14 protein-coding genes are annotated in these 17,188 nt (G+C 71.6%); 2 read left to right on the forward strand and 12 right to left on the reverse strand.

Going from position 1 to position 17,188, the window contains the following annotated elements; translation table 11 throughout:
- The first annotated feature begins 77 nt into the window (after window positions 1-77).
- Window positions 78-596 carry a DinB family protein gene (locus BMW88_RS28780; RefSeq protein ID WP_089956337.1) on the forward strand — a complete coding sequence of 173 codons (519 nt, stop codon included), beginning with the start codon at window positions 78-80 and terminating at the stop codon, window positions 594-596.
- A gap of 112 nt (window positions 597-708) precedes the next feature.
- Here the strand turns inward: BMW88_RS28780 and ggt are convergent, their stop codons facing one another.
- Window positions 709-2,478, reverse strand: a complete 1,770-nt coding sequence (ggt, locus tag BMW88_RS28785; protein ID WP_089956733.1) for a gamma-glutamyltransferase — start codon at window positions 2,476-2,478, stop codon at window positions 709-711.
- A 65-nt stretch (window positions 2,479-2,543) separates the two neighbouring features.
- On the opposite strand from ggt, the gene BMW88_RS28790 reads away from it, so the two are divergent.
- Window positions 2,544-3,011: a hypothetical protein gene (locus BMW88_RS28790; protein WP_143116297.1), complete on the forward strand. Its 468-nt coding sequence runs from the start codon at window positions 2,544-2,546 to the stop codon at window positions 3,009-3,011.
- Between the two features lie 6 nt (window positions 3,012-3,017).
- Here the strand turns inward: BMW88_RS28790 and BMW88_RS43555 are convergent, their stop codons facing one another.
- From BMW88_RS43555 to carB, 11 genes are all read right to left on the reverse strand, one after another.
- On the reverse strand, window positions 3,018-5,804 hold the full coding sequence (locus BMW88_RS43555) for a primosomal protein N' family DNA-binding protein (protein ID WP_245778126.1): 2,787 nt from the start codon (window positions 5,802-5,804) through the stop codon (window positions 3,018-3,020).
- 195 nt (window positions 5,805-5,999) lie between these two features.
- Window positions 6,000-6,176, reverse strand: a complete 177-nt coding sequence (locus BMW88_RS42205; protein WP_177221427.1) for a hypothetical protein — start codon at window positions 6,174-6,176, stop codon at window positions 6,000-6,002.
- Between the two features lie 10 nt (window positions 6,177-6,186).
- Entirely contained in the window at window positions 6,187-8,181 is a 1,995-nt protein-coding gene (locus BMW88_RS28805) for a phosphocholine-specific phospholipase C (protein WP_342715253.1), read from the reverse strand.
- Between the two features lie 75 nt (window positions 8,182-8,256).
- Entirely contained in the window at window positions 8,257-8,730 is a 474-nt protein-coding gene (locus BMW88_RS28810) for a hypothetical protein (protein WP_089956343.1), read from the reverse strand.
- A 115-nt stretch (window positions 8,731-8,845) separates the two neighbouring features.
- Entirely contained in the window at window positions 8,846-10,048 is a 1,203-nt protein-coding gene (gene metK, locus BMW88_RS28815; RefSeq protein ID WP_177221428.1) for a methionine adenosyltransferase, read from the reverse strand.
- Between the two features lie 56 nt (window positions 10,049-10,104).
- A complete protein-coding gene (coaBC, locus tag BMW88_RS28820) occupies window positions 10,105-11,310 on the reverse strand; it encodes a bifunctional phosphopantothenoylcysteine decarboxylase/phosphopantothenate--cysteine ligase CoaBC (protein WP_089956346.1) in 1,206 nt (401 codons plus the stop codon).
- 271 nt (window positions 11,311-11,581) lie between these two features.
- On the reverse strand, window positions 11,582-11,863 hold the full coding sequence (gene rpoZ, locus BMW88_RS28825; RefSeq protein ID WP_089956349.1) for a DNA-directed RNA polymerase subunit omega: 282 nt from the start codon (window positions 11,861-11,863) through the stop codon (window positions 11,582-11,584).
- Between the two features lie 2 nt (window positions 11,864-11,865).
- Complete coding sequence (gmk, locus tag BMW88_RS28830) at window positions 11,866-12,462, reverse strand: guanylate kinase (RefSeq protein WP_089956351.1); 597 nt, start codon at window positions 12,460-12,462, stop codon at window positions 11,866-11,868.
- On the reverse strand, window positions 12,463-12,780 hold the full coding sequence (gene mihF / locus BMW88_RS28835) for an integration host factor, actinobacterial type (RefSeq protein WP_030471603.1): 318 nt from the start codon (window positions 12,778-12,780) through the stop codon (window positions 12,463-12,465).
- Between the two features lie 295 nt (window positions 12,781-13,075).
- Window positions 13,076-13,888, reverse strand: a complete 813-nt coding sequence (gene pyrF, locus BMW88_RS28840) for an orotidine-5'-phosphate decarboxylase (RefSeq protein WP_089956353.1) — start codon at window positions 13,886-13,888, stop codon at window positions 13,076-13,078.
- Window positions 13,885-17,187: a carbamoyl-phosphate synthase large subunit gene (gene carB / locus BMW88_RS28845; RefSeq protein ID WP_089956355.1), complete on the reverse strand. Its 3,303-nt coding sequence runs from the start codon at window positions 17,185-17,187 to the stop codon at window positions 13,885-13,887. The genes pyrF and carB overlap by 4 nt, the downstream gene beginning before the upstream one ends.
- Window position 17,188 lies beyond the last annotated feature (1 nt).

Raw genomic sequence — 17,188 nt, forward strand, 5'->3', positions numbered from 1 at the left:
GGGGGCCGCCGGACCCCTGGCGGCACCGCGGGGCAAAGAGATCGTCTTCGCGGGCCGGATCGGCTAGTCATGAACCCATGACGTGGACCGCACCCGAAGTGGAACCGATCGAAGAACCGGTGCTCGGCGCCGAGCGCCCGATGCTGGAGGCGATGCTCGACCGCCATCGCACCCTGTTCCTGAGCGCCTGCGCGGGCCTCACCGGCGAGCAGCTCGCCACGGCGTCCGCGCCGCCGTCGAACCTCACCCTGCTGGGCCTGATCCGCCACCTCACGGACGTGGAGCGCGTGTGGTTCCGCATCCGCCTGGCCGGGCAGGACGTCCAGGCGCCCTACCGCGTGCCGGGCAACCCCGGCGGCGACTTCGAGGACCTGGACCCGGCCCGCGCCGAGGCCGAGTACGCCGGTCTCTTCGCCGAGATGGCCGAGGCCCGCGCGGCGGCGGCCACGCGGGACCTCGACGACACCTTCGTGCACGAGCGGCAGGGCGAGATGTCGGTGCGCTGGCTGCACCTGCACCTCATCGAGGAGTACGCGCAGCACAACGGCCACGCCGATCTGCTGCGCGAACGCATCGACGGACGCACCAACAAGTAGCGCGCCGGTGTCGCGTCGGGACACCGGCGCCGGTGCGGACGCCGAGCCTGCCGGAGTGCGGGGTCCGCGCTCCGGCAGGCGGGTCCGGCGAGGAGCCGCTCGACGGGGGTGCTCAGCCCGCCTTCACGACGCGGGCCGCTCCTCCCCCGCGCCGCGTGGGCTCGGCGACCGCGCGCCAGCGGCCGTCCGAGGCCCGTTCGACGGCCGTGGCGGCGCCGATCTCGGCGTTCTGGCTGAACCGGTGACCGATGGCTTGCAAGCCCGCGGTGGACGCGGCGGCGATGAACTCCGCCTCGGCCGGGGTCGTCGCCGCGTTGCGCTGGGAGGCGCGCGGGGCGGCGACGGCGTCGAGCAGGGACGCCCCGCGGTCCAGGCGCGCGGTCAGGATCTGGGTGACCGTGGTGATGATGGTGGAACCACCGGGCGAGCCGACGGCGAGGACGACCTTGCCGTGGTCCAGGACGATCGTCGGGGCCATGGACGAGCGCGGGCGCTTGCCGGGACCGGGCAGGTTCGGGTGCGGGACGCCGGGGGTCGGAGCCACGAACTCGAAGTCGGTGAGCTCGTTGTTCAGCAGGAAGCCGCGGCCGGGGACGACGATGCCGCTGCCGCCCTCCGCCTCGATGGTGAGGGTGTAGGCGACGACGTTGCCCCAGCGGTCGGCGACCGTGAGGTGGGTGGTGCGCTCGGCGTCCTCGCGCAGGGCGGAGGTACCGGCGGTGGCCGCGCAGGCCCGCGGGTCGCGCGGGTCCGCGGCGGGCTGCGGGGCCGGCAGCACGGCGTCGGGCTTGATCAGGCACGCGCGGCTGTCGGCGAACCGCTGCGAGAGCAGGCCCTCGGTCGGCACGCGGGAGAAGGCCGGGTCGCCGACCCAGCGCAGGCGGTCGGCGAACGAGAGCTTGGTCGACTCCAGGAAGCGGTGCAGGTACTCGACCTCGGAGGCGCGGGAGAGGTCGGTCGACTCCAGGATGTTGAGCGCCTCGCCGACGGTCGTGCCACCCGACGACGGCGCCGCCATGCCGTAGACGTCGAGGCCGCGGTAGCGCGTGTGCGTGGGGTCGCGGCGTTCGACCTGGTAGCGGGTCAGGTCGGAGATCTCCATGGCACCGGCGCGGACGTTGCGGGCCGAGCCGGGCACGACCGGCGGTTTCCGCACGGCCTGCACGAGGTCGCGGCCGACCGCGCCGCCGTAGAGCGAGGCCAGTTCGGTGCGCGCCAGCTCGCGGTAGGTGTCGGCGAGCTGCGGGTTGCGGAACGTGCTGCCCACCGCGGGCGGCTGACCGCCCGGCAGGTAGAGGTCGCGGGTCGAGGTGAAGTCGGCGAACCGGGCGGCGTTGTTCGCGATCTGCGAGTTGAACGTCTTGTCGACGACGAACCCGCGCCGCGCCAGCGCCTCCGCCGGCGCCATGGCCTCGCGCAGGTTCAGCGTGCCCCACCTGCGCAGCGCCTGCTGCCACGTCTTGGGCGTGCCGGGGACGCCGACGGACAGCCCGCTCGTCATGGCCTCGGCGAACGGCAGCGGCGCGCCGTTCTCCACGAAGAGCTGCTCGGTCGCGGCGCGCGGTGCGGTCTCCCGGCCGTCCAAAGTGGAGATCCGGCGCGTCTTGGCGTCGTAGTGGACGAAGAACCCGCCGCCGCCGATGCCCGCGGAGAACGGGTCGGTGACGCCGAGCGCGGCGGCGGTGGCGACGGCGGCGTCGACGGCGTTGCCACCGCGGCGGAGCACGTCGATGCCGATCTGGGACGCGTCGGGGTCGACGCTGGACACCGCGCCGCCCCACCCGACCTGCTCGGGTACGCGAGGTGGTGGTTCCGCCGCGCCCGCCGGAGCGGGAGCGACCAGTACGACGGAGAGCGTCAGTGCGGCAACCGTTCGCAACATGCGCACTCTTCTACTCCCTTGCGACCGGATGGCAACACCCCTTGAGGAAGGCCTAAGGTGCGGAGGTGTCGATTGATCTTGACCGGTTGCGGACGGATTTCACCAGCACCCACCTCGACGAGGCCGACCGCGAGGAGGCGCTGCGCCTCCTGCTGCGCGAGCGCCGCGAGGGCGACGCGGACCTGCTGCGCCACCTGCTGGCCGAGGAGACCGCGACCCACCGCGAGGGCTGGGGTGTGAGCGAGTCGCTGGCGCTCGCCGCGCTGCTGCTCGCCGAGTGCGGCCGCGAGGAGGACGTCTGGACGTTGTGGGAGGCCAAGAACGCCTCGTTCGACACGATGGCGGGCCTCGACGGCTTCCTGCTGTTCCCGGCGGGGATCGCGGGCACGACGGCGCACGTCATCGCCAGCGAGGAGCACCCCGAGCGCGACGACCTGATGGCCTACATGAGCGAGTACCTCGGCTACGAGAAGCTGACCGACGACGACATCCGCGAGCACATCGCCGGCCTGCGGTCCCACTTCGAGGACTGAGCGGGCTCAGAGCACCTCGAGCGGATCGAGCTTGATGCGCACCAGCTCCTGCTCCTTGCGCGCCGTCCGGACGGCCTGCGCCTCGGCGAGCACGGCGGCGAGCTGCCGCCCCTCCGCCCGCGCGACCCTCACCAGCGCCCGCTCCCTGGTCTCGTCGTCGCCCAGCGGCACGGGCCCGAGGACCTCGCCGCTCGGCGGCAGCCGCAGCTCGTCGAGCAGGGCGTTCACCGCGTCCGGGGTGCCGTCCACGGTCGCCATCCGCACCGCCGGCGGGAACCCCAGCTCCGTGCGCGCGGCCAGTTCCGTGGCCGCGTGCCACACCGGGTCCCACCGGACGAGGGCCTGCACCGGCGTCAGCGCGGAGTCCGCGATCACGACCACGCGCCCGTTGCCCGGCCGCACCAGCCCCGCGGCCGTCATCCACCGCCTCAGCGCCTCCTCGGAGGCCCGCAGGTCGGCGCGTCCCAGCAGCGCCCACCCGTCGAGCAGCAGCACCGCGCCGTAGCCGCCCACGGCCACCGGCTCCGCGCCCGGCGTCGCGACCACCAGCGCGGGCTTGCCCGGCACCTCGGTGAGCACCTCGTCCGCTCCGCTGGTGCGCACCGGATAGCCGGGAAACGCCCGCCCGAGCTCCTCCGCGGTGCGCCGCGCCCCGATGACCTGCCCGCGCAACCGGCGCGACCCGCACGTCGGGCACCGGAACCCGGCCTCCGTGGCGGCGCACCACCGGCAGTACGCGGGTTTCGGCAGCCCGTCCTCGGTCCCGCCGGGCAACGCGAGCGGCCCGGCACAACGACGGCACCGGGCGGGCCCGCGGCACTGACCGCAGGCGAGCGCCGGCACGTAGCCGCGCCGCGGCACCTGGATCAGCACCGGCGAGTCGGCGAGGGCGAACCGGGCTGCGTCGAACGCGATGGACGGCAGCCGGGCGGTGCGGGCCGCCGGGTCCTTGACGTCCTGCCACTCGTTGTCCCCCACCGACACCACCCGCGGAGCGACAGCCCTGAGCGTCTCCCGCGACGCCACGATCTCGTGCGCCCACCCCGTCTCGACGAGCAGGTGGGCCTCCGCCGTGCGCGCGAAGCCGGCGATGAGGAGCGCGGCGCCGCTCATGTGCGCGCGCTGCACCAGCACATCGCGCACGTTCGGATACGGCGCACGGGGCTCGGTGTGCAGGTCGTCGCCGTCGTCCCACACGACCAGCAACCCGGGATCCTTGACCGGCGCGAACGCGGTGGCGCGCGTGCCCACCACCACGCGCGCCACACCGCGGCGCACGGCCAGCCAGCGCTTGTAGCGCTCGGACGGCCCGAGATCGGCCGAGAGGGTGACGACGCCTTCGATCAGCTTCCCGCACGCCGCGGCGACGCGGGCCAGGTCGCGGTGGTCCGGCACGACGATCACCACGCCGCGCCCGGCCGAGGCGACCGCGGCCGCGGCCTCGGCGAGGCGGGCCGGCCAGTCCTCGGCGGGGAGGGCCTGCCAGACGGCGTGAGCGGGGCGGCCCTCGTGGAGGGCTTCGAGGTACTTGGGGCCGCGGGGATAGCGCGACCAGGCGTCGGCGGGGACGGGCGGGAGCTGGGACCGGGCGGGCGGCGGGCTCCCGGCGGTGGCGGGCGGCTGGTCCCAGGCGGCGGACGACAGGCTTCCGGCGACGGCGGACGGCTGGTCCCCGGCGGACGGCGGGCTCCCATCAGAGGCGGATGCCGCAGCCGTGGGCCCGGCCTCCGGCGCGGGCGGGCGGGCGGCCGTCGTGGGCGCGGGGCCTGCGGTGCCGACCACCTCGGCGGGAGCCGACGGCGAGTGCTCGGCAGAGTCGGCGGAGGAAGACGGAGTGGTACCGGGCTGGCCGGGATCGTCGGGCTGGCCGGGATCGTCGGGCTGGCCGGGATCGTCGGGCTGGCCGGGATGGACAAGCGCGCCGGGGTGATCGAGGTGGCCGGGATGACCAGGCTGACCGGCGTGCCCAGGATAGCTGGGCTGACCGGGATGGCTGGGCTGACCGGGATGGCTGGGCTGACCGGGATGGCTGGGCTGATCGGGATGGCCGACCTGAGCGGCGTGACCGGTCGGCGCGGACTCATCGGCAAGCACCCGCCCCTCGGCGGACACGAGCCGGGCAGAGCCGACCCCGGCAGACGCAGGTCCGGCAGACGCAGGCCCGGCAGACGCAGGTCCGCCGACTCGCGGGCGTTCGTCCCCAGGCGCCTCTTCGGCAGCGGGTGCGCGTTCGTCCGCAGGCGCGTGTCCGCCCGCAGCCACGTCCCCGTCTGCGGATCCGTGTCCGCCCGCGGACGGGCGTCCGTCCTCGGGCACCTGTCCGGCCACGGGCTGCCGTTCGCCCGGCGCGGGCTTCCCCACCCACGCGGGTAGCTGCGGCAGCGGTGCCGGCTCACCGGAGGCGGCCGCCTCGGCGCGGGCGTGGCGGGGCGGGATGGCCAGGCGCAGGACGTCGATCATGCCGCCGGCGTACCTGTCGGCGATCGTGCGCGCCAGCGTCGCGATCTCCGGGGCCAGCACCGGTTCCGGGGACACGACCTTGTCGAGGTAGGTGAGCTTCTTGCCGTACTCGGAGGTCTCGACCCGCTCCAGCAGGTAGCCGTCGACGAGCTGGCCCGCGAACCTGACGCGGACCCGGCAGCCGGGGACCGCCGCGGTGTCCAGTTCGGACGGAACCGCGTAGTCGAAGGGGCGGTCGAGGTGTGCCAGGGGCACGTCCACCACGATCCGGGCGACCGGCAGCGACGCGGCGGGGACCCGCTCCCCTTTTCTCGCTCCGGTCTTCGCGCTCATGCCTCCTGGTGTATCAGACACCTCCGACAGTCACGCGTTGCGCCTCACCGAACCGGTGAAGCCCGCCACGAACAGGGTCACGAACGCCCAGCCGGCACCCGCAACAGCCACGCCGGCACGAACTGCCCCCGCGCCCGACGCGGTGTCGACCACGCAGCGGGTGGCGTCGACCGACTCCTCGGCGTTCCGCCCCGCTCAGCCGCTGGCGGTGGCCGTGGCCGACGGTCGAACCAGCACCCGCGGCCGTTTCGCCACCACGTCGGAGAGGTCGAGCTGACCGGTGATCGTCGCACCGGTCAGCACCAGGCCGCTCGGGTCCGGCGACTCGTGCTCGACCATCCGCCGCCGGATCTCGTCCCCCGTGCTCTCCACGGGCCAGACGCTAGCCGGAGATGGACTCCTGGCCGTTCTCGATGTGGCCGCAGAGCCGGCGGCGGAACCGGGGCTCCTCCTCCACCGTCACGGTGAGGTCGTACCAGCCGGAGTTCAGCGCGGTGAGCCACGGGATCACGTGCCGATGCCCGGGACGCACCACGTACCTGCGCCGTCCCAGCACGAACGTCAGCCGTGACGAGCCGGTGTTCTCGAACGTCAGCGTCAGCACACGGCTGTACCCACGCACCGAGGACGACACCCGCGCACGGTCAGAAGCAGAGCCGGCGAACTCACGGCGGAAACCGTTGGGGCCCAGCAGCACCAGGTCGTGGTCCCCGGCGATGTCGGTCGAAGCGGTGAACGCGACGTCGAAGTGCTGCGGCAGCGCGAACTGGCCCGAGTACGGGTACAGCGCCAGGTGCACCGACGCCGAACCGGTGTTCGTCATCTCCAGCCGGGACCCGCGCAACGACGCGTCAGGCTGGTACGGCAGAGCGCGCGCACGCCGCCGTCCGGCCTCCTGCTCCGGCATCTTCTGGTCGGACGGAGGCGTGGGACGCCACCGCGGCGTGGCGGGCGGCACCGGGGCCGGCTCGCCGACCTCGGGCCAGGTGCGGCGCCGGTCGAAGTCGAACGCCGAGGTCAGGTCCCCCGACACGGTGCGGCGCCAGGTGGAGATCTCCTCGGAGCGGACGCCGGTCCACCGCTCCAGGAACTGCGTCATCGACGTGTGGTCGAACACCTGCGAGCACACGTAACCGCCGACGGACCACGGTGAGACGACGGTCATCGGCACGCGCGTACCCAGTCCCAACGGCCGATCGCCCACGTACTCGTCCGTCGCGGACAACGGCGGGCGCGGCGGCGGCACGTGGTCGTAGAAGCCGTCGTTCTCGTCGTAGGTGATGAACAGGACCGTCGACTCCCACACCTCCTGGTTGGAGGCCAGCGCGTCCAGCACCTGGTAGGTGATCGAGGCGGACGCGGCGGGCGACGACGCGCCGGGGTGCTCGGAGTCGACGGACGAGGGCACCAGGTACGACACGGCGGGCAGGCGGCCGCTCTCGACGTCGGCCCGGAACGCCTCGCCGAGCCCTCCGGGCCGCACGCGGCGCAGTCCCCTGTCGTACAACGACTTCTCCGCGGGCGACAACCGGGAGAGGTCGAGGGAGCCGATCAGCGCGGGGTCGCCGGTGCCGTAGAGCTTGTCCAGCGACTTGAACCCGGCGGGCAGGACCTTGCGCGCGATCTCCTTGAACCGTACGAAGAACTCCAGGTTGTTATCTTGAAAGTTGTCCCATTCCTGATAGACCTGCCACGACCGCCCGGCCGCTTCGAGGCGCTCGGGGTAGGTCTTCCACGTGTAGCCGGCGTGGTTGTCCTCGTTGTAGGCGGAGTTGCCGGTCGCGCGAGCACCCGTGGGCTCGTAGCCGGTGTACCCGGACACCCAGTAGTTGCGGTTCGGCGACGTGGAGGACGGCACCGAGCAGTGGTAGGCGTCGCACAGCGTGAAGGTGTCCGCCAGCTCGTAGTGGAACGGGAGGTCCTGGCGCGTGTAGAACGCCATCGTGGCCGCGGTCTTGGCGGGGACCCAGTTGTCGTTCCAGCCACCGCGCAGCGCCGCGTGCCCGCCTTCCCAGCTGTGGTCCAGGTCGCCGATGTACTGGATGTCGCGGCCGGACGCCGCCTCCCGCACCGGGAACGGCAGCACGCCCGACTGGTTGAACACCCCGCGCAACGCATTGCGGTCGGAGAACCCGCGCACACCGCGCAATGTCCCGTAGTAGTGGTCGAACGACCGGTTCTCCTGCATCAGCAGCACCACGTGCTTGATCGCGCGCAAGCCTCCCGCACGGGGCTCACGGGCCAATGCGGCGTACACCGACGGCGGCAGCAACGTGCCCGAAGCAGCGGCGGCGACGGCAGCCATGAACCCACGACGAGAGAGCGACATGAAACGAGTTTCTAGTCTCGGCACGTGACGCGGAGCCGTCACCGGCATGAACAACGGTTCTGGATCTCCGGGATCTTGTTCACACTCACGCGAGGCGGTGCCCTTGGCCGAACGACGCTGTGGTCAGCGTTCGGCCAACGCCCGGTCGCCACTCTTCTGTCCGTAGGCAAGAACCGGACGAGGGGAACCAATCATGAGACTCCGCATCGCCGCGGCGACCGTCGGTGGAAGCGAGGTCTTCGGCACCGACGGCGGCCACCTCGCCCGCGGCTCCCCGCCGTGCGAGAGGGATGTTCGGGGGGCTCCCGGTGCCCGGCTCGGTCGTGCGCCGGCGGCACGCAGGATCGAGGCGGCCAGACCGGCCGCGTCCTCGTGGCCGGGGCCGCAGGTGACCCAGGCGTCGATGCCGCGCGGTTCGAGGAGGTTCGCGCGGACCGCCTGCGCGAGGGCGGTGGTCTTGCCGAATCCCGCGCCCGCGGTCACCAGCGTGACGGGACGGGTCCAGCGGGTGTCGAGGCGGCCGACCAGGCGCAGGCGGGGCAGCTCGACGTCCAGCGGTCGTGGCACCGCGTGCAGACCGGTCGTGTCGTCCCCCACGCAGGGCGGAGGCGGCTGGCGCCGGAAATACGCGCCATCACGCTCACGTGAGGCATTCCGAGAAGCGGAACGGCCCGCCTCCCTCGGGGGGAAGCGGGCCGTCCGGACGGGCTGATCAGGCGCCGGCGGCGCTGCGCAGGGCGTCGGCGCGGTCGGTCGACTCCCAGGGCAGATCGACGTCGGTGCGGCCGAAGTGGCCGTACGCGGCGGTCGGGGCGTAGATCGGGCGAAGCAGGTCGAGGTCGCGGATGATCGCGGCGGGCCGGAGGTCGAAGACCTCGGTGATGGCCTGCTGGATCTTCTGCGGGTCGACGGTCTCGGTGCCGAACGTCTCGACGAACAGGCCGACCGGGGCGGCCTTGCCGATCGCGTACGCGACCTGGACCTCGACACGGCTGGCGAGGCCCGCCGCGACGGTGTTCTTGGCGACCCAGCGCATCGCGTACGCCGCCGAACGGTCGACCTTCGACGGGTCCTTGCCGGAGAACGCGCCACCACCGTGCCGGGCCATGCCGCCGTAGGTGTCGACGATGATCTTCCGGCCGGTCAGGCCCGCGTCACCCATCGGGCCACCGATCACGAACCGGCCCGTCGGGTTCGTCAGCAGCCGCACGTCCGAGGTGTCGAGGTTCAGCGCGTCGATCTCGGGCTGGACGACGTGCCGGCGGATGTCGACGCCGAGCATCTTCTCCAGGTCGATGCCGTCGGCGTGCTGCGTGGAGACGACGATGGTGTCCAGGCGCACCGGCTGGTCACCGGCGTACTCGATGGTGACCTGGGTCTTGCCGTCCGGGCGCAGGTACGGGAGGACGCCGTCCTTGCGGACCGCGGCCAGGCGGCGCGACAGGCGGTGGGCCAGCGCGATCGGCAGCGGCATGAGCTCGGGCGTGTCGGTGCACGCGTAGCCGAACATCAGGCCCTGGTCGCCGGCGCCCTGCTTGTCGATCTCGTCGGCGGCACCCTCGACCCGCTCCTCCAGGGCGGTGTCGACGCCCTGCGCGATGTCCGGGGACTGCGCGCCGATCGCCACGTTCACGCCGCAGGAGTTGCCGTCGAAGCCCTTCTGCGACGCGTCGTACCCGATCTCCAGGATCTTCTCGCGGACGATCGTGGGGATGTCCGCGTACGCCTCCGTGGTGACCTCACCCGCGACGTGGACCTGGCCGGTCGTGATCAGCGTCTCCACCGCGACGCGGGAACGCGGGTCCTTGGCCAGCAACGCGTCCAGGATCGAGTCGCTGATCGCGTCGCAGATCTTGTCGGGGTGTCCCTCGGTCACCGACTCACTGGTGAACAGCCTGCTGCTGTGCTGGCTCACGGACACTCCTTCTTGACGGGTCGGTCCTTTTTAGCAGGTCGAACTGGAGGAAAAGTCTACTGAGGCTGGAACAAGCGAGCGGTAACTGCGTCCCACACCACGGACGCCACTTGCGCCTTCGGCCCGTGCGGTATAGGCGTCTCGGCGCCCTCGGCCGACAGCAGCCAACCCGCGTTGTCCTCCTGCTCGAACGCGAGGCCGGCGCCGACCGCGTTCACCACCAGCAGGTCGCAGCCCTTGCGCTGGAGCTTGGCCCGGCCGTAGTCGAGGACCGACGTCGTCTCGTCGCCGGTCTCCGCGGCGAACCCGACGATCACCTGACCCTCCCGACGTGCGGAAACGAGCTCCACGAGGATGTCGGGGTTCTTCGTCAGCGCGATCGGGTCCGGGTCGGCGTCGGTCTTCTTGATCTTGTGTCCGGTCAGCGACACCGGCCGGAAGTCGGCCACCGCGGCGGCCATGACGACCACGTCCGCGTCCGCCGCCACCTTGTGCATGGCGTCGCGCAGCTCCACCGCCGAGCCGACCCGGACCAGGTCGACACCGGCCGGCGTGGCGAGATCCGCGGTGTTGCCGGCGACCAACGTCACCCTCGCGCCGCGCTGTGCCGCGACCCGCGCGAGCGCGTAGCCCTGCTTCCCGGACGAGCGGTTGCCGATGAACCGCACCGGGTCGAGCGGCTCCCGCGTGCCGCCGGCGGAGATCGCGACGTGCACGCCCTCCAGGTCCCGCGCCAGGGCGTCACGGCGCGCCAGCAGCAGCCGGGCCAGCTCGACGATCTCGGCGGGGTCGGGCAACCGGCCCTTGCCGGTGTCCTTGCCGGTCAGCCGGCCGGACGCGGGTTCCGCGACGACGACGCCGCGGCTGCGCAGCAGGCCCACGTTGTGCCGGGTGGCCGGGTGCTCCCACATCTCGGTGTGCATCGCCGGCACCAGCAGGACCGGGCAGCGCGCGGTCAGCAGGGTGTTCGTCAGCAGGTCGTCGGCGAGACCGTGGGCGGCCTTCGCGATGAGGTTCGCGGTCGCGGGGGCGACCACCACGAGGTCGGCGTTCTGCCCGAGCTTGACGTGCGGCACCTCGTGCACGTCGTCGAACGGGTCCGCGGACACGACCTGGCCCGACAGCGCCTCGAACGTGGCGGCTCCCACGAACTTCAGCGCGCCCTCGGTGGGGATCACCCGCACCGAGTGGCCGGACTCAGTCAGCCGCCGCAGGACCTCGCAGGCCTTGTACGCGGCGATGCCCCCACCAACACCCAGCACGATCCTGGGCTTGACAGGGGCATCAACGTCAGGTGCAGCGGAATTCAACAGCTCTCCCGTGAGGAACGACCGACGAAGGCCACCCCTCTGCGGGAAGAGCTCCCGCCGGGCCGGGGGACAGGAGAGCTCCCGCCGGGCCGGAGGGGAAGACCCCGCTGGGGGTCCGGGGCGACGCCCCGGCTGGGTGTGGGGGCTGCTGCCCCCACAGGACGCGGTTCGAAGCGCGACGACCCGCGCGTTCGCGGGCAGGCCTCGCCCCGCGTCCTCGAACTCAGTTCTCGCCCTCGGTGTGCTCGAGCAGACCCGCGTGGATCTCGCGCAGGGCGATCGAGAGGGGCTTCTCGCGCGGGCCCGGCTCGACGAGCGGGCCGACGTACTCGAGCAGGCCCTCGCCGAGCTGCGCGTAGTAGTCGTTGATCTGGCGGGCACGCTTCGCTGCGTAGATCACCAACGCGTACTTCGAGCTCACCTGCTCAAGCAGGTCGTCGATCGGCGGGTTGGTGATGCCCTCCGGAGAACCGGTCAGCTGACCGAGCTCGGTGTGGGTGATCACTCTCAAACTCCTGAGATTCGTGGTCCGACCATCAAGGATAGCAAGTCGGCCGCGGCCGACTGCACGTCGGCGTTCACGACGACCTCGTCGAACTCCTTCTCGGCCGCCAGCTCTTCGCGGGCGATCTCCAGCCGGCGTTCGACGACGTCCGGATGTTCGGTGCCCCTGCCGGTCAGCCTGCCCACGAGGTGCTCCCAGGACGGGGGCATCAGCATGACCAGCTGAGCGTCGGGCATGGCCACCCGGACCTGCCGCGCGCCCTGCAGCTCGATCTCGAGCAGGGCGGGACGGCCGGAGGCCAGGGCTTCCTCGACGGGCCTGCGAGGGGTTCCGTAGCGGTTCCCGGCGAAGTCGGCGTGTTCGAGGAACTCGCCGGCTTCCACCATCTGCTGGAACTTCTCGTGGTCGACGAAGTGGTAGTGCACCCCGTCGACCTCGCCCGGCCTCGGCTTCCGCGTGGTCACCGAGACGGAGAAGTACACATCGGGCTGCTGCCTGCGCAGCTCGGCCAGAACGCTGGACTTGCCAACGCCGGACGGCCCGGACAGGACGGTGAGACGGGGGCGGGCAGAGCCCGCCCCCGTCTCGGTGTCACTCACTCACTCTCCGCTGAACTCGGAGAGCAGGGCCTTGCGCTGACGGTCACCGAGACCGCGCAGGCGACGGCTGGGAGCGATCTCGAGGCGCTCCATGATCTGCTGCGCGCGCACCTTGCCGACGCCCGGCAGGGCCTCGAGCAGCGCGGACACCTTCATCTTGCCCAGGACCTCGTCGCTCTCGGCGGCCTTGAGCACGTCCGTCAGGGTCGTGCCGCCGCGCTTGAGGCGCTCCTTGAGCTCAGCCCGAGCGCGACGAGCGGCAGCAGCCTTCTCCAGCGCTGCGGCTCGCTGCTCCTCGGTAAGCTGGGGAAGAGCCACGATTTCCTCCGTGGTGTGGATTCTTTTCGGATCGGTGCCGCGACCGTACCGACCGCAATTGCCTGGGGACAACGTGACCCAGTCAAGTAAATCTTCAGCGGCCATGAGTGATGCGGCGGGTGGTAGTAGTACCAACACCCTCCGGCGGCCTGATCACCGCCACCGGCGACTCGTCGCACACGCCAGGTGTGCTATGAGGCCGGTGACCAGCGGGGCAGCCGGTGGGCTGGACCCTACCAACACATGTTTGCCCTGGTGAGCGCGCCACACCCGAAAAGGCGTGGCGCGCGGCACCTCAGAGGCTCTCCCGGACCCTCCGCACGGCGCTGACCAGCGACGATACGTCGGGGCCATGCTTGAGAACATCTCGTGAAGAAGTCGGAAAGACGTTGCGCATGTCGGGCCCGAAGAGCCGTTTTAGATCGGCCACCGAGCCTCCCTGAGCACCGAAACCGGGCGCGAGGATCGGTCCGTTGAACCCCGCGAGGTCCACATCCGTTTCCCCGATCGTGGCACCTACGACGAGACCGACATCGCCGCACGGGGAAATGCCGGAATTCCGAGCCGTGGCGAAATCGATGATCGTCTGCGCCACGGTTCGCCCGTCTGGAGCAACGGCGCGCTGGACCTCGGCACCCTCCGGGTTCGAGGTGAGCGCGAGCACGAACACGCCGCGGCCGGTCGCCCGCGCCGCGTCGAGCGCGGGTTGCAGCGACCCGAAGCCGAGGAACGGCGACACCGTGACCGCGTCGCCCGCCAGTGGCGAGCCGTCGCTCAGGTACGCCTCGGCGTAGGCGGACATGGTCGAGCCGATGTCGCCGCGCTTGGCGTCCACCAGCACGAGCGTGCCGGAGCCGCGCAGGTCCGCGATCACGCGTTCCAGCACGGCGACGCCCCGCGACCCGTAGGCCTCGAAGAACGCCGCCTGCGGCTTCACGACCGACACCTCGCCGCCGAACGCCTCCACGGCCGTCAGGGCGAACCGCTCGAGGCCCTCCACGGTCCGGGAGAGGCCCCAGGCGTCCAGCAGGCTCGGGTGCGGGTCGATCCCGACGCACAGGGGTCCGTGCGCCGCGACGGCCTTCGCGAGCTTCTCGCCGAACGTCACGCGCCACCCCGCAGGGCCGCCTGGAGCGCCTGGAGCGGCTGCACGCCGATGTCACCGCGGATGAGCGCCTCGATGCCGTGCACGGCCGCGGCGGCGCCCTGGATCGTGGTGACGCAGGGGATGTCCTTGGCCACGGCGGCGGTGCGGATCTCGTAGCCGTCCACCCGCGGGCCGCTGTTGCCGTAGGGCGTGTTGAAGATCATGTCGATCTCGCCGGCCAGGATCATGTCGACGACGTTGCCCTCGCCCTCGAAGTGCTTGCGCACCTCGGTGCACGCGATGCCGTTGCGCTTGAGCACCTCCGCGGTCCCGGACGTGGCGAGGATCTGGAAGCCGAGGTCCGCGAGGCGCTTCACCGGGAAGATCATCGCGCGCTTGTCGCGGTTCGCGAACGACACGAACACCTTGCCCGACGTGGGGAGCGAGCCGTACGAGGCCGTCTGCGACTTCGCGAACGCCTTGCCGAACGACGAGTCGATGCCCATGACCTCGCCGGTGGACTTCATCTCCGGGCCCAGCAACGAGTCCACCCCGTGGCCCTCGGGCGTGCGGAAGCGGTGGAACTGCATGACCGCCTCCTTCACCGCGACCGGCGCGTGCTCGGGCAGCCGGGCGCCGTCGCCGGCGGCCGGCAGGATGCCCTCCTCGCGCAGCTCCGCGATCGTGGCGCCGAGCATGACCCGCGACGCCGCCTTGGCCATCGACACCGCCGTCGCCTTGGACACGAACGGCACCGTGCGCGACGCGCGCGGGTTCGCCTCCAGGACGTACAGCACGTCGTCCTTGAGCGCGTACTGGACGTTCAGCAGGCCCTTCACGCCGATGCCGCGCGCGATGGCCTCGGTGGAGCGGCGGACGTTCTCGATGTCCGACGCGCCGAGCGTGATCGGCGGCAGCGCGCACGACGAGTCGCCGGAGTGCACACCGGCCTCCTCGATGTGCTCCATGACGCCGCCGATGAACACCTCGGCGCCGTCGCACAGCGCGTCGACGTCGATCTCGATGGCGTCGTCGAGGAACCGGTCGACCAGCACCGGGTGCTCGGGCGTCACCTCGGTCGCGCGGGCGATGTAGCCCGACAGCGACTCCTCGTCGTACACGATCTCCATGCCGCGTCCGCCGAGCACGTAGGACGGTCGCACGAGGACCGGGTAGCCGATCTCGTCGGCGATCTCCTTCGCCTCGTCGAACGACGTGGCCGTGCCGAACTTCGGCGCGGGCAGGCCGGCCTCGGTCAGCACCTTGCCGAACTGGCCGCGGTCCTCGGCGAGGTGGATCGCCTCGGGCGAGGTGCCCACGACCGGCACACCGGCGTCGGCCAGGCGCTTCGCGAGGCCCAGCGGCGTCTGGCCGCCGAGCTGCACGATCACGCCCGCGACCTCGCCGGAGCGCTGCTCGGAGTGCACGACCTCCAGCACGTCCTCGAACGTCAGCGGCTCGAAGTACAGGCGGTCGGAGGTGTCGTAGTCCGTCGACACCGTCTCCGGGTTGCAGTTGACCATGACGGTCTCGTACCCGGCCGCGCGCAGCGCCATCGCGGCGTGCACGCAGGAGTAGTCGAACTCGATGCCCTGCCCGATGCGGTTCGGCCCGGAGCCGAGGATCAGCACCTTCGGCTTCTCCCGCTGCTCGGCCACCTCCGACTCGGCGTCCGGGTCGAGCTCGTAGGCCGAGTAGTGGTACGGCGTCTCGGACTTGAACTCCGCCGCGCACGTGTCCACCGTCTTGTAGACCGGCCGCACGCCCAGGCGGTGCCGCAACGTGCGCACGCCGTCCTCACCGGCCAGTTCCGGCCGCAGCGCGGCGATCTGCCGGTCGGACAGCCCCGCGCGCTTCGCCTTGCGCAGCAACGGCTCGTCGAGCACCGGGGCGTCGAGCAGCTCCGTGCGCAACGTGCCGAGCCAGGCGATCTGCTCGATGAACCACGGGTCGATGCCGGACGCGTTGTGGACGTCCTCGACGGACGCACCGAGCCGCAGAGCGCGCTCCACCGTGTAGAGGCGGCCGTCGTGACCGCGCTCCAGCTGCTTGAGCGTGGACTCCAGGGTCGCGTCCGCGGGGTCGGGCTGGGTCCAGAACCCGACCGACTTCGTCTCGAGCGACCGCAGCGCCTTGCCCAGCGCCTCGACGAAGTTGCGGCCGATCGACATCGCCTCGCCGACCGACTTCATCGTGGTCGTCAGCGTCGGGTCCGCGCCGGGGAACTTCTCGAAGGCGAACCGCGGCGCCTTCACGACCACGTAGTCGAGCGACGGCTCGAACGACGCCGGGGTCTCCCCCGTGATGTCGTTGGTGATCTCGTCGAGCGCGTAGCCGATGGCGAGCTTCGCGGCGATCTTGGCGATCGGGAAGCCGGTCGCCTTGGACGCCAGCGCCGAGGACCGCGACACGCGCGGGTTCATCTCGATGACGACCATGCGGCCGGTCTGCGGGTGGATGGCGAACTGGATGTTGCAGCCGCCGGTGTCGACGCCGACCTCGCGGATGACCTGGATGCCGACGTCGCGCATGTGCTGGTACTCGCGGTCGGTCAGCGTCATCGCGGGCGCCACCGTCACCGAGTCGCCGGTGTGCACGCCCATCGGGTCGATGTTCTCGATCGAGCAGATGACGACGACGTTGTCGTTGCGGTCGCGCATCAGCTCGAGCTCGTACTCCTTCCACCCGAGCACGCTCTCCTCGATGAGCACCTCGGTGACAGGGGACTCCTCGAGGCCGATGGACGCCAGCCGCTCCAGCTCGTCGGGCGTGTACGCCATGCCGGAACCCAGGCCGCCCATCGTGAACGACGGCCGGATGACGACCGGCAGGCCGAGCTCGGCGACGGTCTCGCGGACCTCGTCCATCGTCTTGCAGACCGCGGAGCGCGGGACCTCGGCGCCGATCTTGCGCACGATGTCCTTGAACATCTGCCGGTCCTCGCCGCGCTGGATCGCGTCGACGTTCGCGCCGATCAGCTCGACGTCGTACTTCTCCAGCACCCCGCGCTCGTGCAGCGCGATGGCGGTGTTCAGCGCGGTCTGCCCGCCCAGGGTCGCGAGCACCGCGTCCGGGCGTTCCTGCGCGATGACCTTCTCCACGAACTCGGCCGTGATCGGCTCGATGTAGGTGGCGTCGGCGAACTCGGGGTCGGTCATGATCGTCGCCGGGTTGGAGTTCACCAGGCTGACCCTGATGCCCTCCTCGCGCAGCACGCGGCACGCCTGGGTGCCGGAGTAGTCGAACTCGCACGCCTGGCCGATGACGATCGGGCCGGAGCCGATGACGAGGATGTGCTTCAGATCTTCGCGTTTGGGCATG

Source organism: Lentzea xinjiangensis, from assembly GCF_900110955.1.
In the GTDB taxonomy this organism is placed as follows: Bacteria; Actinomycetota; Actinomycetes; order Mycobacteriales; family Pseudonocardiaceae; genus Lentzea; species Lentzea xinjiangensis.

Coding starts and splice junctions, on each gene's coding strand:
- BMW88_RS28805 (WP_342715253.1), bottom strand. CDS start 8,181: ATGCCGGTGACGGCTCCGCGTCACGTGCCGAGACTAGAAACTCGTTTC.
- BMW88_RS43555 (WP_245778126.1), bottom strand. CDS start 5,804: ATGAGCGCGAAGACCGGAGCGAGAAAAGGGGAGCGGGTCCCCGCCGCG.
- BMW88_RS28780 (WP_089956337.1), top strand. CDS start 78: ATGACGTGGACCGCACCCGAAGTGGAACCGATCGAAGAACCGGTGCTC.
- carB (WP_089956355.1), bottom strand. CDS start 17,187: ATGCCCAAACGCGAAGATCTGAAGCACATCCTCGTCATCGGCTCCGGC.
- ggt (WP_089956733.1), bottom strand. CDS start 2,478: ATGTTGCGAACGGTTGCCGCACTGACGCTCTCCGTCGTACTGGTCGCT.